Here is a 26441-nt window from a genome sequence, read left to right on the forward strand (position 1 = left end):
CCATGACCGACGGGAAGCTGCTCGACTACCTCAAGCGGGTCACGACCGAGCTGCGTGACACTCGCCGGAGGCTGGCCGAGGCGGAGGCGGGCCCGTCCCGCCACGAGCCGGTCGCGATCGTGGGCATGGCGTGCCGGTTCCCCGGCGGCGCCACGTCGCCCGAGGAACTGTTCCGGCTGGCCGTCGACGGCGTGGACGCCGTGTCGGAGTTCCCGACGAACCGCGGCTGGGACCTGGAGGGGCTCTACGACCCCGACCCGGAACAAACCGGCACGAGCTACACGCGCCAGGGCGGATTCCTCCACGACGCCGCGGAGTTCGACGCCGCCTTCTTCGGCATGTCGCCCCGCGAGGCGCTGGCCACCGACCCGCAGCAGCGACTGCTCCTGCAGACGTCCTGGGAGGCGCTGGAGCGCGCGGGCATCGACCCGGCCGCCCTGCGCGGCAGCCGCACCGGCGTCTTCGCGGGCGTCATGTACGGCGACTACTCCTCGCGCCTGGGCGGCGGCACCGGAGGCTTCGAGGGGCAGCTGCTCACCGGCAGCCTGCCGAGCGTGGCGTCCGGCCGCGTCTCGTACACGTTCGGCTTCGAGGGACCCGCGGTGACGGTCGACACGGCGTGTTCGTCGTCGCTGGTGTCGCTGCACCTGGCGGCGGCGTCGCTGCGGTCGGGGGAGAGCTCGCTGGCGCTGGCCGGCGGTGTGGCGGTGATGGCGACGCCCACGACGTTCGTGGAGTTCTCCCGTCAGCGCGGCCTCTCCGCGGACGGCCGGTGCAAGGCGTTCTCGGACACGGCCGACGGCACGGGCTGGTCGGAGGGCGTGGGCGTACTGGTCCTTGAACGGCTGTCCGACGCGCGGCGCAACGGCCACCGGGTCCTCGCCGTGCTGCGCGGCTCCGCCGTCAACCAGGACGGCGCCTCCAGCGGTCTCACCGCGCCCAACGGGCCCTCGCAGGAGCGGGTGATCCGCGACGCGCTGGCGAACGCCCGGCTGTCCGCGTCCGACGTGGACGCGGTCGAGGCGCACGGCACCGGGACGCGGCTGGGCGACCCCATCGAGGCGCAGGCGCTGCTCGCGACGTACGGCCAGGAGCGGGACGTCCCCCTGTGGCTGGGATCGCTCAAGTCCAACATCGGTCATACGCAGGCCGCCGCGGGCGTCGCCGGTGTCATGAAGATGGTGATCGCCCTCCAACAGGGCCTGCTGCCAAGGACGTTGCACGTCGAGCGTCCTTCACGGCACGTGGACTGGTCCTCCGGCGCGGTCGAGCTGCTGACCGAGCAGCGGGCCTGGCCCGAGACGGGCCGTCCCCGCCGCGCCGGGGTGTCGGCCTTCGGGGCCAGCGGCACGAACGCGCACGTGATCATCGAGCAGGCGCCCGCGGAGCCGGGCGCGGACGCGGTGGACACCAGCGCGACGGACACCGACGGGGCCGCGCCGCGGCACCGCACCCCGGCCGTGGTGCCGGTGCTGGTGTCGGGCGGCACCGGGGCGGCGCTGCGCCGGCAGGCGGAACGGCTGCGCCAGTGGCTGGAGAACCACCCCGAGGCGCCCCTGGTGGACATCGGGTACTCCACCCTGACGGCCCGTGCCGCCCTGCACCACCGCGCACTCGTCGTCGCCGGTGACCGCGCCGAACTCGGCGCCGGACTGGCCGCGTTGGCGGCGGGCGAGTCGACTCCCGAGGTCGTGGAGGGCACCGTCGCCGCCGAGTCCGGCGTGGTGTGGGTGTTTCCCGGCCAGGGCTCGCAGTGGGTCGGCATGGCCCGGGGACTGCGCGAGTCGTCCCCGGTCTTCGCCGCCCGGATGGACGAGTGCGAGCAGGCGCTGAGCGGACTGGTCGACTGGTCGTTGCGGGACGTGCTGGACGACGAGGCGGCGCTGGCCCGGGTGGACGTGGTCCAGCCCGCGCTGTGGGCGGTCATGGTCTCGCTCGCCGAGGTGTGGCGCGCGGCCGGGCTCGTGCCGTCCGCCGTGGTGGGCCACTCCCAGGGTGAGATCGCCGCGGCCTGCGCGGCCGGCGGCCTCTCCCTGGCGGACGGCGCCCGCGTGGTCGCCCTGCGCTCCCGCGCCATCCTGGAGATCGCCGGAGCGGGCGGTATGGTGTCCCTCGCCCTGGCGGCCGACGCCACCCGCGCCCTGCTGGCGCCCTGGGAGGGCCGCATCTTCGTCGCCGCCGTCAACGGCGCCCGCTCCACCGTCGTCTCCGGCGAGGCGGCCGCCCTGGACGATCTCCTCGCCCACTGCGCGGCCGAGGAGATCCGCGCCCGCCGCATCCCCGTGGACTACGCCTCGCACTCCGCGCACGTGGAGCGGATCCGCGACCGGATCCTCGCGGACCTCGCGGACCTCGCCCCCCGTTCCGGTTCCGTCCCCTTCCACTCCACCGTCACCGGACAGGTCCTGGACACCGCGGGCCTCGACGCCGCCTACTGGTACGAGAACCTGCGCACCACCGTCCGCTTCGCCCCCGTCGTCGACGCGCTCCTCGCCGACGGGCACCTGACCTTCGTCGAGTGCAGCCCGCACCCCGTCCTCGCGTTCGGCATCGAGGAGACCGCGCAGGACGCCGACAGCCCCGCCCTGGTGGTCGGTTCGCTGCGCCGCGACGAGGACGCCACCCGGCAGCTGCACCTGTCCATGGCGCGCCTGTACGCCCACGGCGTCCCGGTGCACTGGCGGCCCGGCTTCGAGGGCACCGGCGCCCGCGCCGCGGACCTGCCCACCTACGCCTTCGATGCGACGTCCTACTGGCTCCGGCCGCCCAGCCCGCTCCTGAACGAGCCGGTCGAACTGGCCGACGGCGGACAGACCGTCCTGACCGGCAGGCTGTCCCTGCGCACCCACCCGTGGCTCGCCGACCACCGCGTACGGGGCCAGGTGGTCGTTCCCGGCACCGCCCTCCTGGAGATGGCGCTCCACACGGGCGGCACGGTCGACGAACTCACCTTCCGGACACCGCTGGTCATCCCCGAGCGGGGCGAGGTCGAGATCCAGCTCACCGTGGGAACGGCCGACGACGCGGGGGCGCGGCCGCTGCGGCTGCACGCCCGCGCCCCGGAGACCGACTGGCAGCTGCACGCCACCGGCGCGCTCCTCGACACCGAGGGCGAGCGCGGCACCGAGGACCCCGTGCCGTGGCCGCCCACCGGCGCCGAGCGCGTCGACCTGACGTCCTGGTACGCCGATCTGGCCGAGCGCGGACTGGAGTACGGGCCGGGCTTCCGCGGCCTGCGGAACCTGTGGCGGCACGGCGACGAGCTGTACGCCGAGGTCACCCTGCCCGAGCCGGTACGGCCCGCGCTGCTCGACGCCGCCCTGCACGCCCTGGACCTCAAGACCACGCCCGCCATGCCGTTCTCGTTCACCGGCGTCCGCTGGCTCGACGCGGACGCGGCGGCCGAACCGACCGCCCTGCGGGCCCGGCTCACCCCGCTGGAGAGCGGCGCCGTCGCCCTGCGCCTCTCCGACGGCGCCGGCCGCGGCGTCCTCGCGGCCGATTCGCTGACGCTGCGCCCGATCGACGGCCTGAGCCTCGACGCCGGCCGCGGCGCGCTGTTCGGCGTCGACTGGGTGCCCGTACACCTGGACACCACGCGCACCGAGACGCCCGTCGAGGCCACCGTGCTGCGCTGCCCCGTCGTCGGCGGCGAGCTGTCCGACCGGGTACGGGCGCTGACCTCCGAGGTCCTCGGCGGCCTCCAGGCCTGGCTCGCCGACCCGGACACCGGCGACGCGCGCCTGGTCGTGGTGACCCGGCACGCCGTGACGACCGGCGCGAGCCCCGCCGAGGAGACCGACCCCGCGGCCGCCGCCGTGTGGGGGCTCGTGCGCTCGGCGCAGACCGAGCACCCGGACCGGATCCTGCTCGTCGACACCGACGGCGCGGACACCGCAGGGACCGAGGGGGACGCGGACGGACTCACCGGCCTCCTGCCGGCTCTGCTCGCCTCCGACGAGCCCCAACTCGCCGTACGCGACGGCAGGGCGAGCGCCCCGAGACTGGTCCGCGCGAAGCCGGCCGGAACCACGGCGGACCCGGCGGTCACCGCCGCGCTGCCCACCGACGGCACCGTACTGATCACCGGCGCGTCCGGCACCCTGGGCGGCCTGGTGGCACGCCACCTCGTGGCCGAGCACGGCGTACGCCACCTGCTGCTCGTCAGCCGCCGGGGCGCGGACGCGCTCGCGGCCGAACTGACCGGGCTCGGCGTGACCGCGACCTCCGCCGCGTGCGACACGGGGGACCGCGCCGCGCTCGCCGACCTCCTCGCGGCCCTCCCGGGGGACCGCCCGCTGCGGGCCGTCGTGCACGCCGCAGGAACCCTCGACGACGGGGTGACCGGCTCGCTGACGCCCGAACGTCTGGACGGCGTCCTCGCGGCCAAGGCCGACGGCGCCCTGCACCTCCACGAGCTGACCCGCGACCTCGACCTGACGGCCTTCGTGCTGTTCTCCTCGGTCGCCGCCACCCTGGGCACCGCGGGACAGGGCAACTACGCCGCCGCCAACGCCTTCCTCGACGCCCTGGCACACCACCGCCGTGCGCAGGGGCTGCCCGCCCTCTCCCTCGGCTGGGGCCTGTGGGCCGAGCGCAGCGACCTGACCGGCCGCCTCGACGAGGCCGACCTGGCCCGTCTGGGCGACGCCGGCGTCCTCCCGCTCGCCACCGACGAGGGGCTCGCGCTCCTCGACGCCGCACTCGGCACGGACCGCGCCCACCTCGTCCCCGTACGCCTCGACCGCGAGGCCGCCCGGTCCGCCGCGGGCACACTGCCGCCGCTGCTGCGCGCCCCGGCACCGGCCCGCCGCCCCCGCACCGCCGTCGCCGCCCCGTCGGGAGCGGCCACCGGCACGGGGGAGGGCGAAGGGCTGCGCGCGGTCCCCGCCGCGGAGCGCGCGGACGTCGTCGCCGAGCTGGTGCGCGGCGAGGTCGCCGCGGCCCTCAAGTTCGGGTCGGCCGACGAGATCGACCCCGACGCCGAGCTGCTGCGCCTCGGCCTCACCTCCCTGACCGCACTGGAGCTGCGCAACCGGCTCGGTGCCCGCACCGGGCTGCGGCTGCCCGCGACCATGGTCTTCGAGCACCGCACCCCGCGGGCCGTCGCCCGGTTCATCGCCGGGAAGCTGACCGACGAGGAGCCGGTCACCGCCGCCGCCACCGGTCCGGCGGAGGCCGGGGAGAGCACGGACGGCCGCATCGCGATCATCGGTGTCGCCGGGCGGTACCCGCTGGCCGACACCGTCGGCCGGCTGTGGGACAACCTCGCCGCGGCGCGTCACTGCGTCCGCGAGGTGCCCGCCGAACGCTGGGACGCCACCGCCCACTTCGACCCGTCGGGGGTCACCGGCGCGTACAGCAAGTGGGCCGGGTTCATCGACGACGTCGACGCGTTCGACCCGCTGTTCTTCCAGATCTCGCCCGCCGAGGCCGAGGCGATGGACCCGCAGGAGCGCCTCTTCCTGCAGACCGCCGCCGCCACCCTGGACGACGCGGGCTGCCCGCCCGCGACGCTCGCCGCCCGGGGCCCGGTCGGCGTGTTCGTCGGCGTGATGGGCAGCGACTACGAGTGGATGAGCGGCGCGGCGAACGCGCGCGGCGTGCCGACCGAGGCGCACTCCCGGCACTGGTCGATCGCCAACCGCGTCTCGCACTCCTTCGACTTCACCGGGCCCAGCATGGCGGTGGACACCGCCTGCTCGTCCTCCCTGACCGCGATCCACCTGGCCTGCCAGAGCATCGCCGCGGGCGAGTGCGCCGCCGCCGTCGCCGGTGGCGTCAACCTGATCCTGCACCCCAAGCACCTGCGCGCTCTCGCGCAGTCCGGGATGCTCTCGCGCGACGACCGGCTCAAGGCGTTCGGTGCGGGCGCGGACGGCTTCGTCGACGGCGAGGGCGTGGGCGCCGTCCTGCTCAAGCCGCTCGCCGCGGCGCTCGCCGACGGGGACCGCGTCCTCGGCGTGATCCGCGGCTCGGCCGTCAACGCGGTCGGCGACGCGGGCGGTTACACCGTGCCGAGCGCCTCCGCCCAGGCGGCGGTCGTCCGCGGCGCCCTCGACCGCGCCCGCGTGGCAGCCGACACCATCGGCTGTGTCGAGGCCCACGGCACCGGCACGCTGCTCGGCGACCCCATCGAGATCGCCGGCCTGACGGACGTCTTCGGCGGGGCCGCCGACGACCCGGCGCGCCGGGCGTCGCGGCCCACGATCTCGGTCGGTTCGGTGAAGACCAACATCGGCCACCTGGAGTCGGCGGCCGGCATCGCCGGTCTGACGAAGGTCCTGCTGCAGGTGCGGCACCGCACCCTGGTGCCCTCGCTCCACTCGGCCGAGCCCAACCCGGAGATCGACTTCGCCGCCACGCCGTTCGTGGTGCAGCAGACCCGCGAGCCCTGGACGCGGCTGGAGCGGCCCGCACCCGACGGAACCGCGCGCGAACTGCCGCTGCGCGCCGTCATCAGCTCTTTCGGCGCCGGTGGCGCCAACGCCTGCCTGGTCGTGGAGGAACACCTGCCGACCGGCCCCGACGACGGAGAACGACCCGTGACCGACGAAGGCCAGGAGCACCTCCTCGTCCTCTCCGCGAAGAGCGAGGAACGTCTGCGTGCGTACGCGGGGGACCTCGCCGCCTTCCTGACGGGCGGCGCGACGCCGCGCGACACGGACGAGGCCCCGACGCCGCAGGACGCGCGGGCCGCCGCGGGCCGTCTCGGCCTGCGCCTGGCCGCCGACCTCGCCGGCCTGGACGCGGCCGCCCTCGACCTCGCGACCGACCTCGTGGACTGCGGCTTCGGCGTGACCGAACGCGCCCGCTACCACGCGCTGCTCGCCCAGGAGCTGGGTGTCGACCGGCTGCCCGAGGCCGCCCTGACGGCGGACACCATCGGCGCGCTCGCCGCCGCCGTGGCCGACCTGATGCCGCGCGCGGCGGTCGTGGACGCGGAGGTCGCCGACGCGGCGGGCCCGTGGCTCGCCGATGTCGCCCACACCCTCCAGTCCGGGCGCACGGCCCATGAGTTCCGGCTCGCGCTGCCCGCCACGACGACGGCCGGCGCGGCGCGGCTCCTCGCCGCTTACGCGGCGGGCGCGGAGGCCGCCGGGACGGTGCTCACCGGCCGGGCCGCCCGCGCCGGGGCCCGCCTCTCCGACGGCGACGCCGCCGCGCTGCGGGAGTCCGTGACGCGCCGCGACCTGACGGCGGTGGCCGAGCGCTGGGTGGCGGGGGCCGCGGTCGACTGGGCGGCGCTCGCCCATCCGGCCGCGCGCAGGATCGAGCTGCCCGGCTACCCGTTCGCCCGCAAGCGGCTCTGGATACCCGAGCCGTCCGCCGACAGCCGTGCGGAGGTCCCGGAGATCCCGGTGACCCCTGAGGTCCCTGTGGTCCGGTCGGCCGTGGCGGCCGACGCCCCGGTGGCGGCCGACGGGCGGCAGCGCGTGGCGCCCGCCGTCGTGGAAGTCCTCTCCGGGTACGCCCGGTTGGACGCCGCGTCGGTCTCCGGGCTGCTCGGCGTCTACCAGCGCATGGGTGCCTTCAGGAGCCCGGGGGAGCGGCACCGTTGCGAGGAGCTGCGCGGCGGTCTCGGCATCCGGGACAAGTTCCGGCGGCTGCACGAGGCGATCCTCGACCTCCTCGCCGCGCACGGGTTCCTCACCCGTGACGGTGACGCCTTCACCGCCACCGCGGCGGTCGGCGGCGCGGACGGCGCCACGGCGGCGGACCGCTGGGAGGCCGACTTCGCGGCCCTCGTGACCGGATACCCGGACGTCGCGCCGACGGCGGACCTCAACCGCGCGTTCCTGCGGGCGTACCCGGCCCTGCTGCGCGGCGAGGTCGTGGGGACCGAGGTCATGTTCCCCGACTCCTCGATGGAGCTGGTGCAGGACCTCTACCAGGGCAACCCGCTCACCGACTTCTTCAACCTGCTGGTCGCCGACACGGTCCGCGCCCATCTGGACGCCTGCCTGCCGCAGGCCGCGGCCGGTGAGACCTTCCAGGTCGTGGAACTGGGCGCCGGGACCGGCGCCACCAGCGAGAAGGTCCTTCCCGCGCTCGCCGGCCACCCGGACCGCGTCGGCTACACCTTCACCGACATCTCCCCGCGCTTCCTGGAGTACGGCCGCGAGCGGTTCGCCGCACACCACCCGTACGTACGCTTCCAGCTGCTCAACCTGGAACGGGGCCTGGCCGAGCAGGACTTCGTGCCGGGTTCGGCCGACGCGGTCCTCGCCACCAACGTCGTCCACGCCACGCGCAACCTGCGGACCACCCTGCGCAAGATGAGGGAACTGCTCAAGCCCGGCGGGCTGCTGGTGCTCAACGAACTCACCTCGATCCGCCCGTATCTGACCCTGGGCGGCGGCGTCATGGAGGGCTGGTGGGCGTTCCAGGACGGCGAGCTGCGCATCCCCAACTCGCCGCTGGCCGCGCCCGACAGCTGGATCCGTCTCCTTGAGGAGGAGGGGTACGCGAACGTCAGGGCGCTGGGCGCCGAGGGCGCGGAACTTGGCCAGCACGTCCTGGTCGCGCAGAACGCGGCGGTGCGCGAGGAGGCGGCACCCGCGGTGAGCGAGCCCGCGACCGCGTCCGGCGCGGTGGTGCCCGCGGTGCCCGCCGACGCGGGGGACGCGGTCACCGACCGGCTCGGTGAACTCCTGGAACGCGTGCTGAAGTTGGACGAGCGCATCGACCCGGACCGTCCGCTGGTGGACTACGGCTTCGACTCGCTCAGCGGAATGAAGATCGTGGCCGTCGTGGAGGACGCCTTCGGTGTCAACGTGCCGCTGGAGGAGTTCTTCGCCCGGCCGACGCTGACGGAGCTGTCCGAGCACCTGCGGTCGGACTGGCTCGCCGACGCGGCGACCACGGAGGCCGTGACCGGCGTGACGGCCACGGTGCCCGCCGAGGTGAGCACCACCGCGACGGCCACCGTGACGGCACCGCCCGCCGCGGACCTCGCCGCCCCGGCCCTGGTGACACCCGCCTCCCAGGTCCCCGTCCCCGCCCGCGTCCCCGGCACGCCGCCCGCCGTACGCACCGCGGCCCAAGCGGTCCTGCGTCCCCGCGGCGACGCGTCCCTGACCGATCACCCGATGTCGCAGGGGCAGCGCGCGCTCTGGGTGATCGAGCAGATCGCACCCGGCAACGGCGCCTACAACCTGCCGCTCGCCTTCTGGCTCGACGACGACGTCGACGTCCTCACGCTGCGCGTGGTCCTGCAGGACCTCCTCGACCGGCACGAGGAACTGCGCGCGACCGTGCGGACGGACGAGGACGGTCCGTTCATCCGGATCGCCGCCGAGCCGGAGTTGCCGTTCCGGCAGGTCTTCCTCACCTCCGTCGCGGACGAGGACCTCCGCGACCGGATCCACGCCGAGATGCGCGAGCCCTTCGACCTGGCGAACGGTCCGCTCCTGCGGGCCACCCTCTACACCCTCGGCGACGGCCGACAGGCGCTCCATCTCACCGTCCACCACCTGGTGCTCGACGGCCTGTCCATCCCGCTGCTGCTCGCCGAGGTGGAGCGCGGCCACCGCGCCCTGCGCGAGGGGCGTCCGCTGCCCGCAGGGCGGCCCGCCCGCACCTTCGGCGACTTCTGCGCCGACCAGCGCGAACTCCTCGCGGGACCGCGGTCGGAGCGGCTGCGGACGTACTGGATCGACCGCCTGAGGGACCGCGGGACCTCCGTGGCGCTGCCGCTGGACCGGCCGCGCCCGGCCGTGCCCACCTTCCGGGGCGCGAGCGTCGGCGGGGTCGTCCCCGCCGACGTCACCGCGCGGGCGCGGGACCTCGCCTCGACGGCCCGCGCCTCGCTGTCCAGCGTCATGCTGGCGGCCTACTTCGCGCTGCTGCACCGCTACAGCGACCAGGAGGACATCGCCGTCGGCACCCCGACCGCCGGCCGGCCCGCCGACGGCTACGACGACGTGCTCGGCTACTTCATGAACATGGTGGTCCTGGCCGAGCGCGTCGACGGCGCGGAGGCCTTCCGCGACCTGGTCCGCCGGATCCACCAGATGGTCCTGGGCGCCCTCGAACACAGTGCGTACCCGCTGATCACGCTCTCCGAGGAGCTGCGCAGGGAGAAGCCGGGCAGCGCCACGGACGCGCTGTTCGACGTGGCCTTCTACTTCCACAACTGGGCGCGCGACATGCCGGAGGACGGCGTGGTGCGCGGCCGCGTCGGCGGAGTCCACCAGGAGGGCGAGTTCGACCTGACGCTGGACCTGGTCGACCACCCCGAGGGCTGCCGGTTCACGCTCAAGTACAACCCTGACCTGTTCGACGCCGCCACGGTGGAGCGGTTCGGCGCCCACTTCGTCACGCTGCTGTCGGCGGCCGTCGCCGCGCCCGGTGCCGCGGTCGGCGACCTGGACCTGCTCACCGGCCACGAGCGCGCGCGGCTCGCGCCGCCCGTGGGCGTCGACCACCCGGCCGACACCCTCGTCTGGGACCTGGTGCGGCGTCAGATCGACGCGCGGCCCGCGGCGGTGGCGGTCCGGTACGACGACACGGTGCTGACCTACCGTCACCTCGGAGACCGGGTCGCGGCGTTGGCCACCCGGCTGCGCGCCGCGGGCGTCGGCCGGGGACGCGCCGTCGGCGTACTGCTGCCGCGCGACGCCGACCTGCCGGTGGCGCTGCTCGCGGTGCAGGCCGCGGGCGGCACGTACGTACCGTTCGACCCCGCCTACCCGCAGGAGCGCCTCGCCTACATGGCGCAGGACGCGGGGCTGCACCTGATGCTCACGCACTCCTCCGTCGGCACCGAGTGGGGCGGGACGGTGCCCCGGCTCCTGATCGACGCGGACGAACAGCCGCCCGCGATGCCCTCACCCGGTCCGGCGGGCCCCTCGGACGCCGCGTACGTCATCTACACCTCCGGTTCCACCGGCCGCCCCAAGGGTGTCCGTGTGCCGCACCGCGCGCTCACCAACTTCCTCTGGTCGATGGCCCGCGAGCCCGGCTTCGGGCCGGGGGACACGCTGCTTGCGCTGACCACCGTGTGCTTCGACATCTCGGGACTCGAGCTCTACCTCCCGCTGATCACCGGCGGCACGGTGGAGGTGGCGCCCACCGAGGTCGCCCAGGACGGCATGCGGCTGCGCGAGGCCCTCGAACGCGGCACCGCCACCGTCGTCCAGGCCACCCCGGCGACCTGGAGCATGCTCCTGGCCGCCGGCTGGCAGGGGAACCCGGATCTCACCGTCCTGTGCGGCGGCGAGGCGCTGCCCGCCGAGACGGCGGAGGCACTCCTCGCGGGCAACCGCGCGGTGTGGAACCTCTACGGCCCCACCGAGACCACCATCTGGTCGGCGGTGAGCCGGCTGCGCCGGGGCGAGCGCGTCACCATCGGCGCCCCGATCGACAACACCGCGCTGTATGTGCTCGACCGCGCGCGCAGGCCGGTGCCGACCGGGGTGCCCGGTGAGCTGTACATCGGCGGGCACGGCGTGGCCGACGGCTATCAGGGCCGCCCCGAACTGACCGCCGAGCGCTTCCTGCCCGATCCGTTCGCGAGCGGGAGCGACGCGCGGATGTACCGCACCGGCGACCTGGTGCGCAGGCTCGCCGACGGGCGCATCGACTACCTCGGCCGGATCGACTCCCAGGTCAAGGTGCGCGGCCACCGTGTCGAGCCGGAGGAGATCGAGTCGGCGCTGCGACGCCTGGAGGGCGTACGCGACGCGGTCGTGGTGGCACGTGGCCAGGGCGGCGGCGACCGTTCGCTGCTCGCCTGCTACGTGCTCGCCGACGGGGCCGCCGAACCGACCAGGGACCGGCTGGCGGCCTGGCTGCCGGCCTACATGCTCCCGGACGCGCTGGTCCGGGTGACCGGGTTCCCGCACACGCTCAACGAGAAGGTCGACCGCACCACGCTGGCGACCCTGCCGCTGTCCGAGCTGCGGTCCCGCTTCGGCGCCCCCGGCGCGGGGCTGCCCGAGCCCGTGGTCGCGGGCGCCGGCGCGGGCGGCCGCGTGCGGGCCCTGAGGGACGAACTGGCCCTGAAGGTGAGCCGGTTGGCCGGGGTGGGCCCCGAGGAGATCGGCCCGCACACCCCGCTCGGCGAGGTCGGCATGAACTCGGTGAGCTTCACCGCGCTCAGCGCGGACCTGCGCAAGGAGTACGGCATCGAGGTGTACCCCACGCTCTTCTACCGCCGGGGCACACTGGCCGCCCTGGCCGAGCACCTGTGGCAGGAGCACCCCGCCGAACTGACCGCACGCTTCAAGAGCGTCGCGGGCACGGTCGCTCCCGCCGTCGCCGCGCGGCCCGCGCAGGCCGCCACACCGGCCGGGCACAGGACCGGCGGCGACGTCGCGGTCATCGGCATGGCGGGCCGCCTGCCCGGATCGGCCGACCTCAAGGAGTTCTGGGACCACCTGGCCGCCGGGGACGACCTGGTGACCGAGGTCCCCGCGGACCGCTGGGACCAGGGCGCCGAGGCGAACCCCCGGACGCGGTGGGGCGGTTTCCTGCCCGACGTGGACCGCTTCGACGCCGCCTTCTTCGGGATCTCCCCGCGCGAGGCGGAGCTGATGGACCCGCAGCAGCGCCTGCTGCTCGAAGTGGTCTGGTCGGCCGTCGAGGACGCCGGATACCGGCCGTCCGACCTGGCGGGCAAGCGCGTAGGGGTGTTCATCGGCGTCGCGGGCGCCGACTACCTCCAGGCGCAGCGGGACGCCGGATGCCCGCCGCAGGCCCACACCGCCACCGGCGGCGCCCTGTCGGTCATCCCGAACCGCGTCTCGTACCTGCTGGACCTGCGCGGTCCGAGCATGGCCGTGGACACGGCCTGCTCCGGTTCGCTCACCGCCGTCCACCAGGCCTGCGCCGCGCTGCGCGACGGCACCTGCGACCTGGCGATCGCGGGCGGCGTCAACCTGATCCTGTCGCCGCGCGTGTACGACGTGCTGGACCAGGGCGAGATGCTCAGTGCCGACGGCCGCTGCAAGACCTTCGACAGCCGGGCCGACGGCTATGTGCGCGGCGAGGGCGTCGGGGTCGTGCTGCTCAAGCCGGACGACCGGGCCCAGGGCGACGGCGACGCCGTCCACGCCGTGATCAAGGCGGCCACCGCCAACCACGGCGGCCGCACCACCTCGCTCACCGCACCCAACCCGGACGCCCAGGCCGACCTGCTCGTCGAGGCCTACCGCGCCGCCGACGTGGCCCCGGAGACCGTGGGGTACATCGAGACGCACGGCACCGGCACCGCGCTGGGCGACCCGATCGAGACCACCGGCCTGAGCACCGCCTTCCGCCGCCTGCGCGCGGAGCGCGGCACGACCGCCGCGCCGGGCTGCGTGATCGGCTCGGTCAAGACCAACATCGGCCACCTGGAGGCCGCCGCCGGCATCGCGGGCCTGTTCAAGGCCGTCCTCGCGCTGCGGCACGGCACCATCCCGGCCGGACTGCACCTGCGGGAGCAGAACCCCTATCTGGAGCTGGACGGAGGCCCGTTCGAGATCGCGGCCGCGCCCCGGCCGTGGCCCCGCGACGGCGCCGGAGACGGACTGCCGCGCCGCGCCGGAGTCAGCTCCTTCGGCTTCGGCGGCGCCAACGCGCACATCGTCCTGGAGGAACCCCCCATGCCGGACACCGGCACCACGGACACGGCGGCAGAGCAGCTGTTCGTGCTCTCCGCCCGCACCCCGGAGGCCCTGCGCCGCACCACCGAGCGGCTCGCCGACCATCTCGCCGAGGAGCAGGACGTCCCGGCGGGCGACCTTGCGTACACCCTCCAGACCGGGCGCGAGCCGATGGCGCACCGCCTCGCCGTACCGGCGCACGGCACGACCGCGCTGCGCGCCGAACTGCTCGCCCACCTGTCGGGCCGCCCGTCCGCGGTGCGCACCGGCCGGGCCGAGGCCGACCGGTCCGCCGTCGCGGCCGGTGACCTTCCCGCCCTCGCCGACGCGTGGGTCACGGGAGCCGAGGTGGACTGGGCGGACCTGCACCGGGGCGCGCGGCGCCGCCGCGTGCACCTGCCCGCGTATCCGTTCGCCCGCACCCGGCACTGGTTCACCGCGCCGACCACCACGGCGCCGTCACCACGGCCCGCCGAAGCCCGGCTGCACCCGACCCTGCTCGACGCCTGCATCTCCGCGCACTCCGCTTCCGACGGGACCGCGTACGCCAAGACGCTCACCGGCGAGGAGTTCTTCCTGCGCGACCACGTCGTCGGCGGTGACCTCGTCCTCGCGGGCGTCGCCTACCTGGAGATGGCCCGGCTCGCCGGGGAGTCGACGTTCGGCGTGCCCGTCCGCGGGGTCGAGGGACTGGTCTGGGCGAGCCCGGTCCGGCTCCCCGCCGGCGGCGGCGAGCACCGCGTCACGGTCGAGGTGAGCGGCGACCGCACCGACCCGTCCTTCGAGGTACGCACGGCGGGCGGGGGCACCCCCGCGCACGCCCGCGGCACCCTGCTGCTCGGCCCGGCGGGCGACCGCCCCGCCCCGGTCGACCTGACGGCGGCGCGCTCGCGCTGCACGCGCGTGCTCGACGGCGCGAGCTGCTACGCGCTCTATTCCCGGTTCGGCTTCGACTACGGCCCGAGCTTCCGGGCGATCGAGGAGATCACCCTGGGCGAGCGCGAGGCGCTGGCCGCGCTGCGGCTGCCCCCGGAGCGCCGAGCGGACGCCGACGCCTACGTCTTCCATCCGTCGCTGTTCGACGCGGCCCTGCAGACGGCGAGCAGGCTCGCGCCCGGCGCCGACGACCCCGCGCGGCCACTGCCGTACCTGCCGTTCTCGCTCGGCGGCGTCCGGCTGTACGCCGAACTGCCCGAGCGGGTCCACGCGTACGCGACGCCGTCGGCGGGCCGGACCGCGCCCGGGACGCTCGCCTTCGACATCGCGCTGCTCGACCTCGACGGCCACGTCCTCGCCACGATCGACACGTTCACCCTCCGGGAGGTGCCCGCGCGGCGCGCGGTGCCGGACGCGGTGCCGGACGGGGTGACCGACGCGGTGTCCGCGTACGAACCCGCCTGGGAGCCCGCACCCCGTACCCCGCGGGGGCCCGACGCCACCGTCCTGCTCCTGGACGCGGGCACCGAGGGCCACGCGGTCGCCACCGTCCTCACGGACGCGGGCGCGGACGCGCACCGGATCGAGCTCGGCACCGGATCCGACGCGGCCGACGCGCTGCGGGCGGGCCTGCCCCAGGGCCCCGTCCACGTCGTGCACCTGGCCGGACCCGAGACCGGATCCGGCGGCGCGGTCGAGCACGGCTTCCGCGCGGCGACCGCGTTCCTCCAGGAATGGCAGCGACAGCGCCGTGGCGCGCTGCGCTACCTCTACGCCTACCGCGACCCGGCCGCGTCCCCGGCCCACCCGGCGATGGCCGCCTTCGCCCGCTCGGTGCGCAGGGAACTGCCGGCGGTCGACTTCGGCGTGCTGGCCGTCGCCGACGGCCGCTCCCTCGCCGACGCGGTGGTCGCCGAACTCGGCGTCACGGGCGACGCGGAGGCACGGATCGACGCCGCAGGACGGCACCGCCGCATCTGGCGTCAGGTCGAACTGCCCGCCGCGGTGCCGGTGTTCACCGGACCCGGCGCCCATGTGATCACCGGCGGGACCGGCGCGCTCGGGCTGCTGCTCGCCGAACACATCGCCGCGGCACGCGGCGCCGCGGGCCTCACCGCCGGTGGGATCGTGCTCGCGTCACGGACCGCTCCGGGCCCCGACGCCCGGGCCCGGATCGCCGCCGTCGGCGCGCACGTGGTCCTGGCCGACGTGGCCGACCCCGAGCAGGTACGCGCTCTCGTCGCCAAGGCGCGACGGCTGCACGGCTCGGTGAGCGGCGTGCTGCACGCCGCCGGGGTGCTCAAGGACGGCCTGCTCCTCGGCCGGGACCGCGCGGACACCGACGCGGTCCTCGCCGCCAAGGTGACCGGCACGGCCCTGCTCGACGAGGCGACGCGGCACGAACCGCTCGACTACTTCGTGGCGTTCTCCTCCGCCGCGGCCGCCTTCGGGAACGTCGGCCAGAGCGACTACGCCTACGCCAACGCCTTCCTCGACCACTTCGCCGAGCAGCGCGAGCGCGAGCGCCGTCAGGGCGCGCGCAGCGGCCGGACCCTCGCCGCCGCCTGGCCGGTCTGGGCCGACGGCGGTATGCGGGCCGACGCGGCCGGCACGGAGTACATGGCGCGCGAGCTCGGCATGCGCGCGCTGCGCACCGGACCGGCCCTCGACGCGCTGGACCGCGCCCTGACGGGCACGGCGCCGCGTCTGCTGCTCGCGCCGGGCGACCCGGCGCGGGTGCTCGCCGAGCTCAACGGCGTGCCGGGCCCGACGACGACGGCCGCCACCGCTCGCGTCGCTGCCCCCGCTCCCGCTGCCGTGCCACGGCCCGCGGGACAGGACGCGTACGCCCATGCCGAACGCCTGGTGCTCCAGGTCCTGGCGGAGGAGCTGAAGCTCCCGGAGACGGACATCGCCGTCACCGAGCCCATCGACCAGTATGGCGTGGACTCGCTGATCACGCTCAGCGTGACCCGGCGGCTGGAGGAGCACTGCGGACCGCTGTCGAAGACGCTGCTCTTCGAGTACGTCACCGTCGGCGAACTCGCGGACCATCTGGCCACCGCCCACCCCGAGGCGTTCACCGGGCCCGCAGAGGACGAGCCGTCCCAGGACCGGGCGGTAATCCCCGGGGCCGTGACCGCCGCGGCGACCGCGTCGGCACCCGTCCCGGCCGCCGGCACCGCGGGCGACGACATCGCGATCATCGGTGTCGCGGGGCGCTACCCGCAGGCCGACGACGTGGACGAGTTCTGGCGCAACCTGCGCGCCGGACGGGACAGCATCGAGGAGATACCGGCCGACCGCTGGAACCACGACCGGTTCTACGACCCGGACAAGTCCGCCGACGGCAAGACGTACGGCAAGTGGGGCGGCTTCGTGCGCGACGCCGAGCGCTTCGACCCGCTCTTCTTCCGGATGTCGCAGATCGAGGCCGAACTCACCGACCCCCAGGAGCGCGTCTTCCTGGAGACCGTGTGGCACCTTATGGAGGACGCCGGGTACACCCGCGACCAGCTGCGCGCCTCCCGTACCGGTGTGTTCGTGGGCATGATGTACGGCCAGTACCAGCTGTACGGCGTCCAGGAGGCGCTGCGCGGCGAGGGGCTGCCCCCGCACTCGTCGTTCGCCTCGGTGGCCAACCGGGTGTCGTACTTCTTCGACTTCTCCGGACCCAGCGTCGCCGTGGACACCATGTGCTCCTCCGCCCTGGTCACCATCCACCAGGCCTGCCAGGCGATCCGCTCCGGCGACTGCGACGTCGCCGTCGCCGGCGGCGTCAACATCACCAGCCACCCGGCGAAGTACCTGCAGCTCGCCTGGCGCGGCTTCCTCGCCGAGGACGGCCGCTGCCGCAGCTTCGGCACCGGCGGCACCGGATACGTCCCGGCGGAGGGCTCCGGCGCGGTGCTCCTCAAGCGCCTGGACGCGGCGCTGGCCGACGGCGACCGGGTCCTCGCCGTGGTCAAGGCGTCCACCGTCAACCACGGCGGCACGGGCCGGGGCTTCAACGTCCCGAACCCCAAGGCGCAGGGCGACCTGGTGAAGGCCGCGCTCGACCGCGCGGGGATGCGGCCCGCGGACCTGGACTACGTGGAGGCGCACGGCACGGGTACGGCGCTCGGCGACCCGGTGGAGATCACCGGCATGCTGCGGGCCTTCCAGGACGACATGCCGGAGCGACTGCCGATCGGCTCGGTCAAGTCCGGCATCGGGCACGCCGAGTCGGCCGCCGGCATCGCGGCGGTCACCAAGGTGCTGCTCCAGATGCGCCACGGCGAGCTGGCCCCGTCGCTGCACGCGGACGAGCTCAACCCGAACGTCGACTTCGCGGCCACCCCGTTCGAGGTGCAGCGCGAGCTGGCGCCGTGGCCGCGCCGCGTGCTCGCCGACGGGACCGAGCGGCCGAGGACCGCGGGCATCAGTTCCTTCGGCGCGGGCGGCACCAACGCCCACGTCATCCTCCAGGAGTTCCCCGGCGCGCCCCGGACATCGGCCGCCCCGGCGGGCGGGCAGCTGGCCGTGCTCTCCGCCCGGGAGGCCGACCGGCTCGTCGAGCAGGCGCGCAGGCTCGCGGCGCATCTGCGGGCCGAGGGCGCGTCGTGGCAGCCCCAGGACGTCGCCTGGACGCTCCAGTCCGGCCGCGAGGCCATGGCGCACCGGCTGGCCGTGCCGTTCGACGAGGTGACGGAACTGGCCCTGTGCCTGGAGGACTTCGCCGCCGGTGGTGCTCCGGCGGGTGCCCGGACCGGCGTGGTCGACCCGCGCAGGCCGGTCCCCGGCGACGCCCCGGCGGCCGACCCCGCCGCGTACGCCGTGGCCTGGACGTCGGGCCTGCGCGTCGACTGGTCCGCCCTGCACGGCGGCACGCGGCCCTGCCGGGTGCCGCTGCCCGGCTACCCCTTCGGCGGCGAGCGGGTCCGGCTGGCGGCGGCGGACGCGGAACTGGCCGCGCTGGAGGTCGGCCCGGTGCCCGGACCGACCGCTGTCCCCGCCCCCGCTTCGGCCCCGGCCGCCGCCTCCGTGGAGGAGGGCCTGCTGCTGGCCACCCACTGGGTGCCCGCCCGGCTTCCCGCCCACACGGCGCCGTTCGGCCCGACCGCCGTCCTCGCGGCGCCGGGGACCGAGGCGCTGGCCGCGCGGCTCGCGGCCGCGCTGCCCGCCGCCGAGGTGCTCGGCACCGAGCGGCTCGCGGCCGACCTCGCCGACTCCGGCACCCGCTGGGACCGGTTCGGCGCGGTGGTCGACCTGGCCGGGTGCGCCGTGTCCCCGGGGGCCGTGGAGCCCGCCGCGCTGCGCACCTGGCTCGGCTGGCTCCAGCACACCGTCGACCAGGGCAGGCGAGGGCTGACCGCCCTGCTGGTCTCCCGGACCACGCAAGCGGCGCACGGCGGGGTCCACGGCGGGGCCGCCCGGACCGGGCTCTACCGGATGCTGCAGAGCGAGTACCGCCATGTGACCTCGCGCCACGTGGACATGGGCTCCTGCACGGACGAGGAACTGCTGCGCCGGGTGACCGGCGAGCTCGGCGCCGACGGGCACGGTGACCCCGGCGCCGACGCGACGGCCGGCGAGATCGCGTACCGCGACGGGGTGCGGCACCGGGCGGTGCTGCGCGAGCTGCCCGCGGCACCGGAGCGGGCGCCGCGCATCGCCGAGGGCCACGTGCTGTGGGTGACCGGCGGCACGCGGGGGATCGGGCTGCTCACGGCCCGGCACTTCGTGGACCGCCACGGCGTCCGCAAGCTGGTGCTGACGGGCCGCGAGGAGCTGCCGCCGCGGGACCAGTGGGCCGCGCACATCGCCGCCGACGGCGCGCTGGGCCGCAAGCTGCGCCCCCTCGCCGAACTGGCCGACAGGGGCGTGGAGATCGAGGTGCTCGCCGTGCCGCTGGACGACAGGGCGGCCGTGTCCGCGGCCCTGGCGGACGTCAGGCGCAGGCTCGGCCCGATCGGCGCGGTGGTGCACGGCGCCGGTGCCGTCGACACCGACAACCCCGCCTTCGTACGCAAGCCCTGGGCCGGTGTCGAGCGGGTCGTCGGACCCAAGGTCTTCGGCCTCGACACGCTCGTGGACTGCTTCCGCGACGAGCCGCTGAGCTTCTTCGTCGTGTACTCCTCGGTCGCCGCGACCGTCCCCGCGCTCGCCGTCGGACAGAGCGACTACGCCATGGCCAACGCCTACCTGGACGCCGTCGCCGAGGCGCGGCCGCACGGTCTTCCGCTGGTCAGCGTGGCGTGGCCGAGCTGGCGGGACACGGGCATGGGCGCGGCGCGCAGCGCCGCCTACCGGGCGTCCGGTCTCGCCGCGCTCTCCGACGCACAGGGCCTGCGCCTGCTGGACCGGGCGCTGGCGAGCGGCGCGCGCGTGGTCGTGCCCGCGGTGGTCCGCCCCGACGCCGAGTGGCGCCCGGAGCGCCTCACGGAGCGCCGACCGGCCCCGGAGCCCTTCGTGGTGGCGGCCGACCGGGCCGCCCCGGTCGCGGTGGCGCCGGAGCCGTCCTCGACGGACCCCGTCCCCGGGGCGCTCCGGGAGGCGGCCGACGCGGCGGCCTCCTGGCTCCTCGACCGGCTCGCGCTGGAGCTGCGCTTCGACCGCGCGCGCCTGGCCGGGAACGTACCGGTGCACGACTACGGCATCGACTCGATCCTGGTCACCCAGCTCCTCCAGACCCTCGGCAAGCAGCTCGACGTGTCCCTCGACCCGTCCGCGCTGTTCGAGTACCCGACGGCGGACGAGTTCGCCGCCCACCTCGCCGACGAGCACCCGGCCGAGCTGGTCGCGGCCTTCGCCCCGGCCGGACCCGAAGCGCCCGCGCCCGCGGATCCGCAGGTCTCCTCTGCCGGGGCGCCGCGCGCCGCGACCGTCGGCGCGGCGCCCTCGGCACGGCCCGCCGAACAGGCCGCCCCCACCGCTGACATCGCGGTGGTCGGTCTGTCCTGCCGGTTCCCCGACGCCGAATCCGGCGACGCGTACTGGGAGCTGCTGCGGCAGGGCCGTTCGGCGCTGCGTCCCGTGCCGCAGGAGCGCTTCGGCCGGCCGGTCGGCCACCACGCCGGTCTGCTGCCCGACGTGCTCCGCTTCGACCCGGAGGCGTTCCTCCTGTCGGAGGGCGACGTCGCCGCCATGGATCCGCAGGCGCTGCTGCTCCTGGAGGAGGTCGACAGGGCCGTGCACCACGCCGGTTACCGCCCCGCCGACCTCAAGGGCCGCCGGATCGGCGTCTACGTGGGCGGCCGTGCCGCGCACATGCCGGACGACGACGTACTGGCCCGCGCCCAGAACCCGGTGGTCATCACCGGCCAGAACTACCTGTCCGCGAACGTCTCGCAGTTCTTCGACTTCCGCGGCCCGAGCCTGGTGATCGACACGGCCTGCTCCTCCGCCCTGGTGGCGATGGACATGGCCGCGCGTGCGCTGCGCGCGGGCGACATCGAGTCGGCGGTCGTCGCGGGCGTGAGCCTGCTGGGCAACGACAAGCCGTACGACCTGTTCGGCCGGCGCGGACTGCTCAACCCGGGCGGCGAGTTCCATCTGTTCGACCGCAGGGCGGCCGGGCTGATCCTCGGCGAGGGCGTCGGCGTCGTCGTCCTCAAGCCGCTGGACCGGGCGCGGGCCGACGGGGACCGGGTGCTCGCGGTCCTCAAGGGCATCGCGGTCAACAACGACGGCAGGACCGCGGGACCCGCCACCCCGAACATCCAGGCGCAGAAGGACGTGATGACCACGGCGCTCGCCCACAGCGGCGTCACGCCCGAGGACGTCGGCTGGGTGGAGGCCAACGGCTCCGGCACGACGGTCACCGACCTGCTCGAACTCAAGGCGGTGCAGGCGGTCTACCGGACCGGCTCGACGTCGCCGGTGGCGCTCGGCTCGGTCAAGCCGAACATCGGCCACCCGCTGACCGCCGAGGGCATCGCGGCCTTCATCAAGGTGGTGCTGATGCTGCACCACGGCGAGCAGGTGCCGTTCCGCTCCGGGCAGGAGCCGCTCGACCACTTCGACGTGGCGGCCTCGCCGCTGTACTTCCCGCGGGAGTCCCGCCCGTGGCCCGGGGACGCGCCGGTCGCCGGCCTCAACTGCTTCGCCGACGGCGGCACCAACGCGCACGTGCTGCTCGCGCCCGCGCCCCTGCCGCCGTCGCCGACCAGGCAGCCGCTGCCCGAGCCCGCACTGAACCGGAGGACCGTCATCAGAGGCACCCTCGCCCCCGCGGCCCCGGCCGGCGGCCTGTTCTGGGAGAGCTACCGATGAGCCGCCGGTCGCCCCTGGACGCGGAGCCACGGCTCCCCGTCGTGTTCATGTTCTCCGGACAGGGCTCCCAGTACTACGGGATGGGCAAGGAACTCTTCGACACCAACGAGGTGTTCCGCAGGGCACTGCGCCGCCTGGACGCGGTGGTCGGCTCCTACCTCGGCGAGTCGGTGCTCGACCGCGTCTTCGACCCCACGAAGCCGAGGAACCATCCGCTGTCCGACACCCGCATCACCCATCCCGCGATCGTGATGATCGAGCTGGCCCTCGTGGAGACCCTGCGGGCGGAGGGCATCGAGCCGGACCACGTGCTCGGCTCCAGCCTCGGCGAGTACGCGGCGGCCGTCGTCGCGGGCAGCCTCTCGGCGGAGGACTGTCTGCGGGTGCTGGTGCGGCAGGCGGGCATCATGGAGGGCAGCCCCCGGGGCGGCATGCTCGCCGTGCTGGCCGGACCCGAGGTCATGGACACGGTGCCCGAGCTGCGCGGCTGCGAGGTCGCGGCCCGCAACTACCCGGGCAACTTCGTGGTCGCGGGCGGCGAGGACGAACTGGCGAGGGCCGAGGCGGGGCTGCGCGCCGCCGACGTCCTGCACCTGCGGCTGCCGGTCGAGTACGCCTTCCACTCGCGGCTGCTCGACCCGGTGGTCGGGGCCTGCCGGGACAGCTTCGAGGGCGTCGCGCTCGCACCGCCGCGCGTCCCCTGGATCTCCTGCGTGAGCGGCGGACCCGTGACGGAGGTGACCGCGGAGCACTTCTGGCACGCCGCGCGCAGGACCATCGACTTCGAGCGCGCCCTGGCCGGACTGCGGGCGCGCGGGGACTTCCTGTACCTCGACCTCGGTCCGTCCGGCAGCCTGCACAACTTCGTCCGCGCCGTGCTCCCCGAGGACGCGCGGGACCGGTCGCTGCCGCTGCTCAGCCAGTTCGCCCGGGACACCGACCTGCTGGCCGAGGTCCGCAGGCGCCTGGCCCCGACGCCACCACGCGAGGCCCCCGCCCCGACGACAGCACGGAAGGTGCACGCAATGAAGGTCTACGGATTCCCGGGACAGGGCTCGCAGCGGCGGGGCATGGGACGGGGCCTGTTCGAGCGGTTCCCCCGGGAGACCGCCGTGGCCGACGAAGTGCTCGGCTACTCGATCGAGGAGCTCTGCCTCACCGACGCCCAACGCCGCCTCGGTCGCACCGAGTTCACCCAGCCCGCCCTCTACGTCGTCGGCGCGCTGTCGTACCTGGAGCGGATCGCCGAGGACCCGGTGCCGCCGGACCACGTCATCGGGCACAGCCTCGGCGAGTACGTCGCGTTGTTCGCCGCCGGCGTCTTCGACTTCGCGACCGGGCTGCGGCTGGTGCGGCGGCGCGGCGAACTCATGGCCGCCGCCGGAGGCGGCGCGATGGCCGCGGTGGTCGGCGTCGACGAGGCGACGGTCACGCGCGTCCTCGCCGACGCCGGACTCGACGACCTGGACGTGGCCAACTACAACGCCCTGGACCAGTTCGTCGTCTCCGGCCCGGACGAGCGGATCGACGTGGCCTGCGCCGCCTTCGACTCCGCCGGGGCCCGCACGGTCCGCCTGCACGTCAGCGCGCCCCTGCACTCGCGGTACATGCGCCCGGCGGCGGAGGAGTTCGGCCGCTTCCTCGACGGGGTCGCCCTGCACCCGCCGACGATCCCCGTGCTCGCCAACGTCGACGCCCGGCCGTACACGGCCGACACGGTCCGCGAGCGGCTGACCGCGCAGATCGCCTCGCCGGTCCGCTGGACCGACACGGTGCGCACCCTGATGGCACACGGCGACTTCGAGTTCACCGAACTCGGCCCCGGCCGGGTCCTGACCAAACTGGTGACGCGCATCAGGGACGCCGCCGCGCCGCTCGCGCCCGCACCTGCCCCCGCCGTGCGCGAGCCCGCCGGGCAGGGCGCCCCGGGCGACGAGCCGGTGTTCGACGCCGAGGCGCTCGGCGCCCGCGGCTTCCGCGAGCGGTACGGGCTGCGCCGCTCCTACGTCGTGGGTTCGATGTACGGCGGGATCTCCGGCCGGGACCTGGTGCGCGCCGCGTCGAAGGCGGGCCTGCTCGGCTTCCTCGGCATCGGCGGACTCCAGGAGAAGGACGTGGAGGCCGGGTTGAGCGGCCTGACCGGCGAACTCGGTCCGCACGGCCACGGGGTCAACCTGCTCTACCCGCACCGGGAGCCGGAGCGGGAGGCCGTGCTCGTCGACGCGCTGCTGCGGCACGGCGTCGGCCTGGTCGAGGCGTCCGGCTACCCCTTCGTCACCGAGGACCTGGTCCGCTTCCGTCTCAAGGGCGGCCGGATCCTCGCGAAGGTGACCCGGACGGACCTGGCCGCCGCCTTCCTCGCGCCGCCGCCCGAGCGGCTCGTCGCGGCGCTGCTCGGCAAGGGGGCCGTGACGCGGGAGGAGGCCGCCGCCGCGGCCGGGCGCCCGCTCGCCGACGACCTGTGCGTCGAGGCGGACGGCGGCTGGCTGACCGGCACGGCCGGGCCGCTGACCCTGCTCCCCGCCGTGCTGCGGCTCAGGGACGAGACGGCGCTGCCCGGACACCGGGTGCACGTGGGCTGTGCGGGCGGCATCGGCACCCCGGAGGCGGCCGCCGCGGCGTTCCTGATGGGCGCCGACTTCGTGCTCACCGGCTCGGTCAACCAGTGCTCCGTGGAGGCGGCCACCAGCGACGCCGTCAAGGACCTGTTGCAGGCCGCCCAGGAGTACGACGTGGACACCGCCCCCTGGGGCGAGCTCTTCGAACACGGCGCCCAGGCGCGCTACTTGAAGCGCGGCCAGTTCTTCCCGGCCCGCGCGTCCCGGCTGTACGACCTGTGGCGTCGCCACGCCTCGCCGGCCGACCTCGACGACACCACCAGGAAGCAGGTGTTCGACCGCTACCTGGGCGGGGAGCGGCCCGCGGACCTCGCGGCGGGCCCGGACCCCAAGGCGGAGCTGGCCGCCGTGTTCCGCGGGTACTTCCGGCGCGGCTTCCGGCTCGCGGTGACGGGCGATCCGCAGTCCACCGTCGACTACTTGGTGCACTGCGGACCGGCGATGGGCGCGTTCAACCAGTCGGTCGCCGGCACCAGCCTGCACCCCTGGCGGGCCCGCACCGTCGAGGCCATCGCCGACCACCTCATGGAGGGCGCGGCGGCGCGGGTCACCACGCGGCTGCGGACCCTGCGACCGGCACAAAAGATCTAGAACTACCGGAAAGCGAAAGGTAAGATCATCAACTGGTCACCCGCCGGCGAACCCGGGTCGGGCACGGCGCGCCACGGGTCGAACAGTCCCCGTCCGACCGCAGACCGCCCGACCCGCACGACACCCCGCACGATCCCTCTCACCGATACCCAGTTGCTGGCGCGTGCGCGCTCGGCAGAGGAGTTCACCATGAGCACGGAGCCGCACAGCGAGCCCCTGATCTTCAACCCGTTCACGCCGGACTTCATGGCCGACCCGTACCCGCACTACGCGGAGCTGCGCCGGCAGGTCCCGGTGCACGAACACCCGGGCGGCTTCTGGATGCTGTCCCGCTACGCCGACGTGGACGCACTGCTGCGCTCCGGGCTCTCCGTCGAGCAGCGCCATGTCGCCCCCGGCCCCTTCCGTGACGCGTACACGAACGCGGGCGTCACCGACGACCCGCGCCTGAAGGGCCTCGCCCTGCTCGACCGGGACGCCCCGGACCACACCCGGCTGCGCAAGCTGGTCTCCAAGGCGTTCACCCCGCGCGCCATCTACGGCATGGAGCCGCAGATCCGCGCCCTGGTCGACGAGGCGCTCGACGGCATCGCCGAGGCCGGCGGCGGCGACCTCGTCGAATCCCTGGCGTTCCCGCTGCCGTTCACCGTCATCGCGCGGATGCTCGGGATGCCGCCGACCGACACCAAGCGCATGCGCCACCTCACGGGCCTGCTGATGCGCTCGGTCGAACCGACCACGGACCCCGAGATCATGCGGGCCGTCGAGGCCGCCGACGCCGAGCTGTTCGAGCTGGTCGGCGAGGCCGTCGCCTGGAAGCGCGACAACCCCGGCGACGACCTGCTCAGCCAGCTCATCGCGGTCGAGGACGACGGCGACGTCCTCAGTCACGACGAGCTCGTCGCCCAGGTCACCATGCTCTACGTCGCGGGCCACGAGACCACCGTGAACCTCATCTCCGGCGGCACCCTCGCCCTGTTGCGCAACCCCGACCAGCTCGACCTGCTGCGCGCCGAGCCGGAGCTGATCGAGAACGCCGTCGAGGAGATGCTGCGGTACGACGCGCCGGTGCACAACAGCCGCCGGATCAACCTGGAGCCGTACCACGTCGGCGGCTTCGAGATTCCCCCGGGCTCGTTCATTCTCGCCAACCTCGCGGGCGCCAACCGCGACGAGGAGTTCTTCGGCCCCGACGCCGAAGAGCTGCGCCTGGACCGCGACAACGCCCGCAAGCAGCTCTCCCTCGGCGGCGGCATCCACCACTGCCTGGGCGCCGCGCTGGCCCGCATCGAGGGCCGGGTGGCGATCGGAGGCCTGGTGGAGCGGTTCCCCGGCCTGGCCCTGAACGGCGAGGTCGAGTGGAACGGCCTGCTCAGCCTGCGCGGCGCGGCACGGCTGCCGATCACCGTGTGAGCCGCGCGGCCACGGGCGCGTACGGAGGCGGCCGACG

3 protein-coding genes are annotated in these 26441 nt (G+C 75.1%); all 3 read left to right on the plus strand.

Features of this window, described 5'->3' with window-relative positions; all coding sequences use genetic code 11:
• Window positions 1–2 precede the first annotated feature (2 nt).
• The 3 genes from AB0L89_RS05425 (at window position 3) to AB0L89_RS05435 (ending at window position 26404) form a co-directional block, all read left to right on the plus strand.
• The gene (locus AB0L89_RS05425; RefSeq protein ID WP_365134666.1) at window positions 3–21782 is read left to right on the plus strand and encodes an amino acid adenylation domain-containing protein; all 21780 of its coding nucleotides are present in this window, start codon (window positions 3–5) and stop codon (window positions 21780–21782) included.
• A complete protein-coding gene (gene fabD / locus AB0L89_RS05430; RefSeq protein ID WP_365134669.1) occupies window positions 21779–24991 on the plus strand; it encodes an ACP S-malonyltransferase in 3213 nt (1070 codons plus the stop codon). The genes AB0L89_RS05425 and fabD overlap by 4 nt, the downstream gene beginning before the upstream one ends.
• A gap of 189 nt (window positions 24992–25180) precedes the next feature.
• Window positions 25181–26404, plus strand: a complete 1224-nt coding sequence (locus AB0L89_RS05435; RefSeq protein ID WP_365134672.1) for a cytochrome P450 — start codon at window positions 25181–25183, stop codon at window positions 26402–26404.
• Window positions 26405–26441: the final 37 nt, after the last annotated feature.

The sequence above is a fragment of the Streptomyces sp. NPDC052114 genome (assembly GCF_040680155.1).
Lineage (GTDB): Bacteria > Actinomycetota > Actinomycetes > Streptomycetales > Streptomycetaceae > Streptomyces.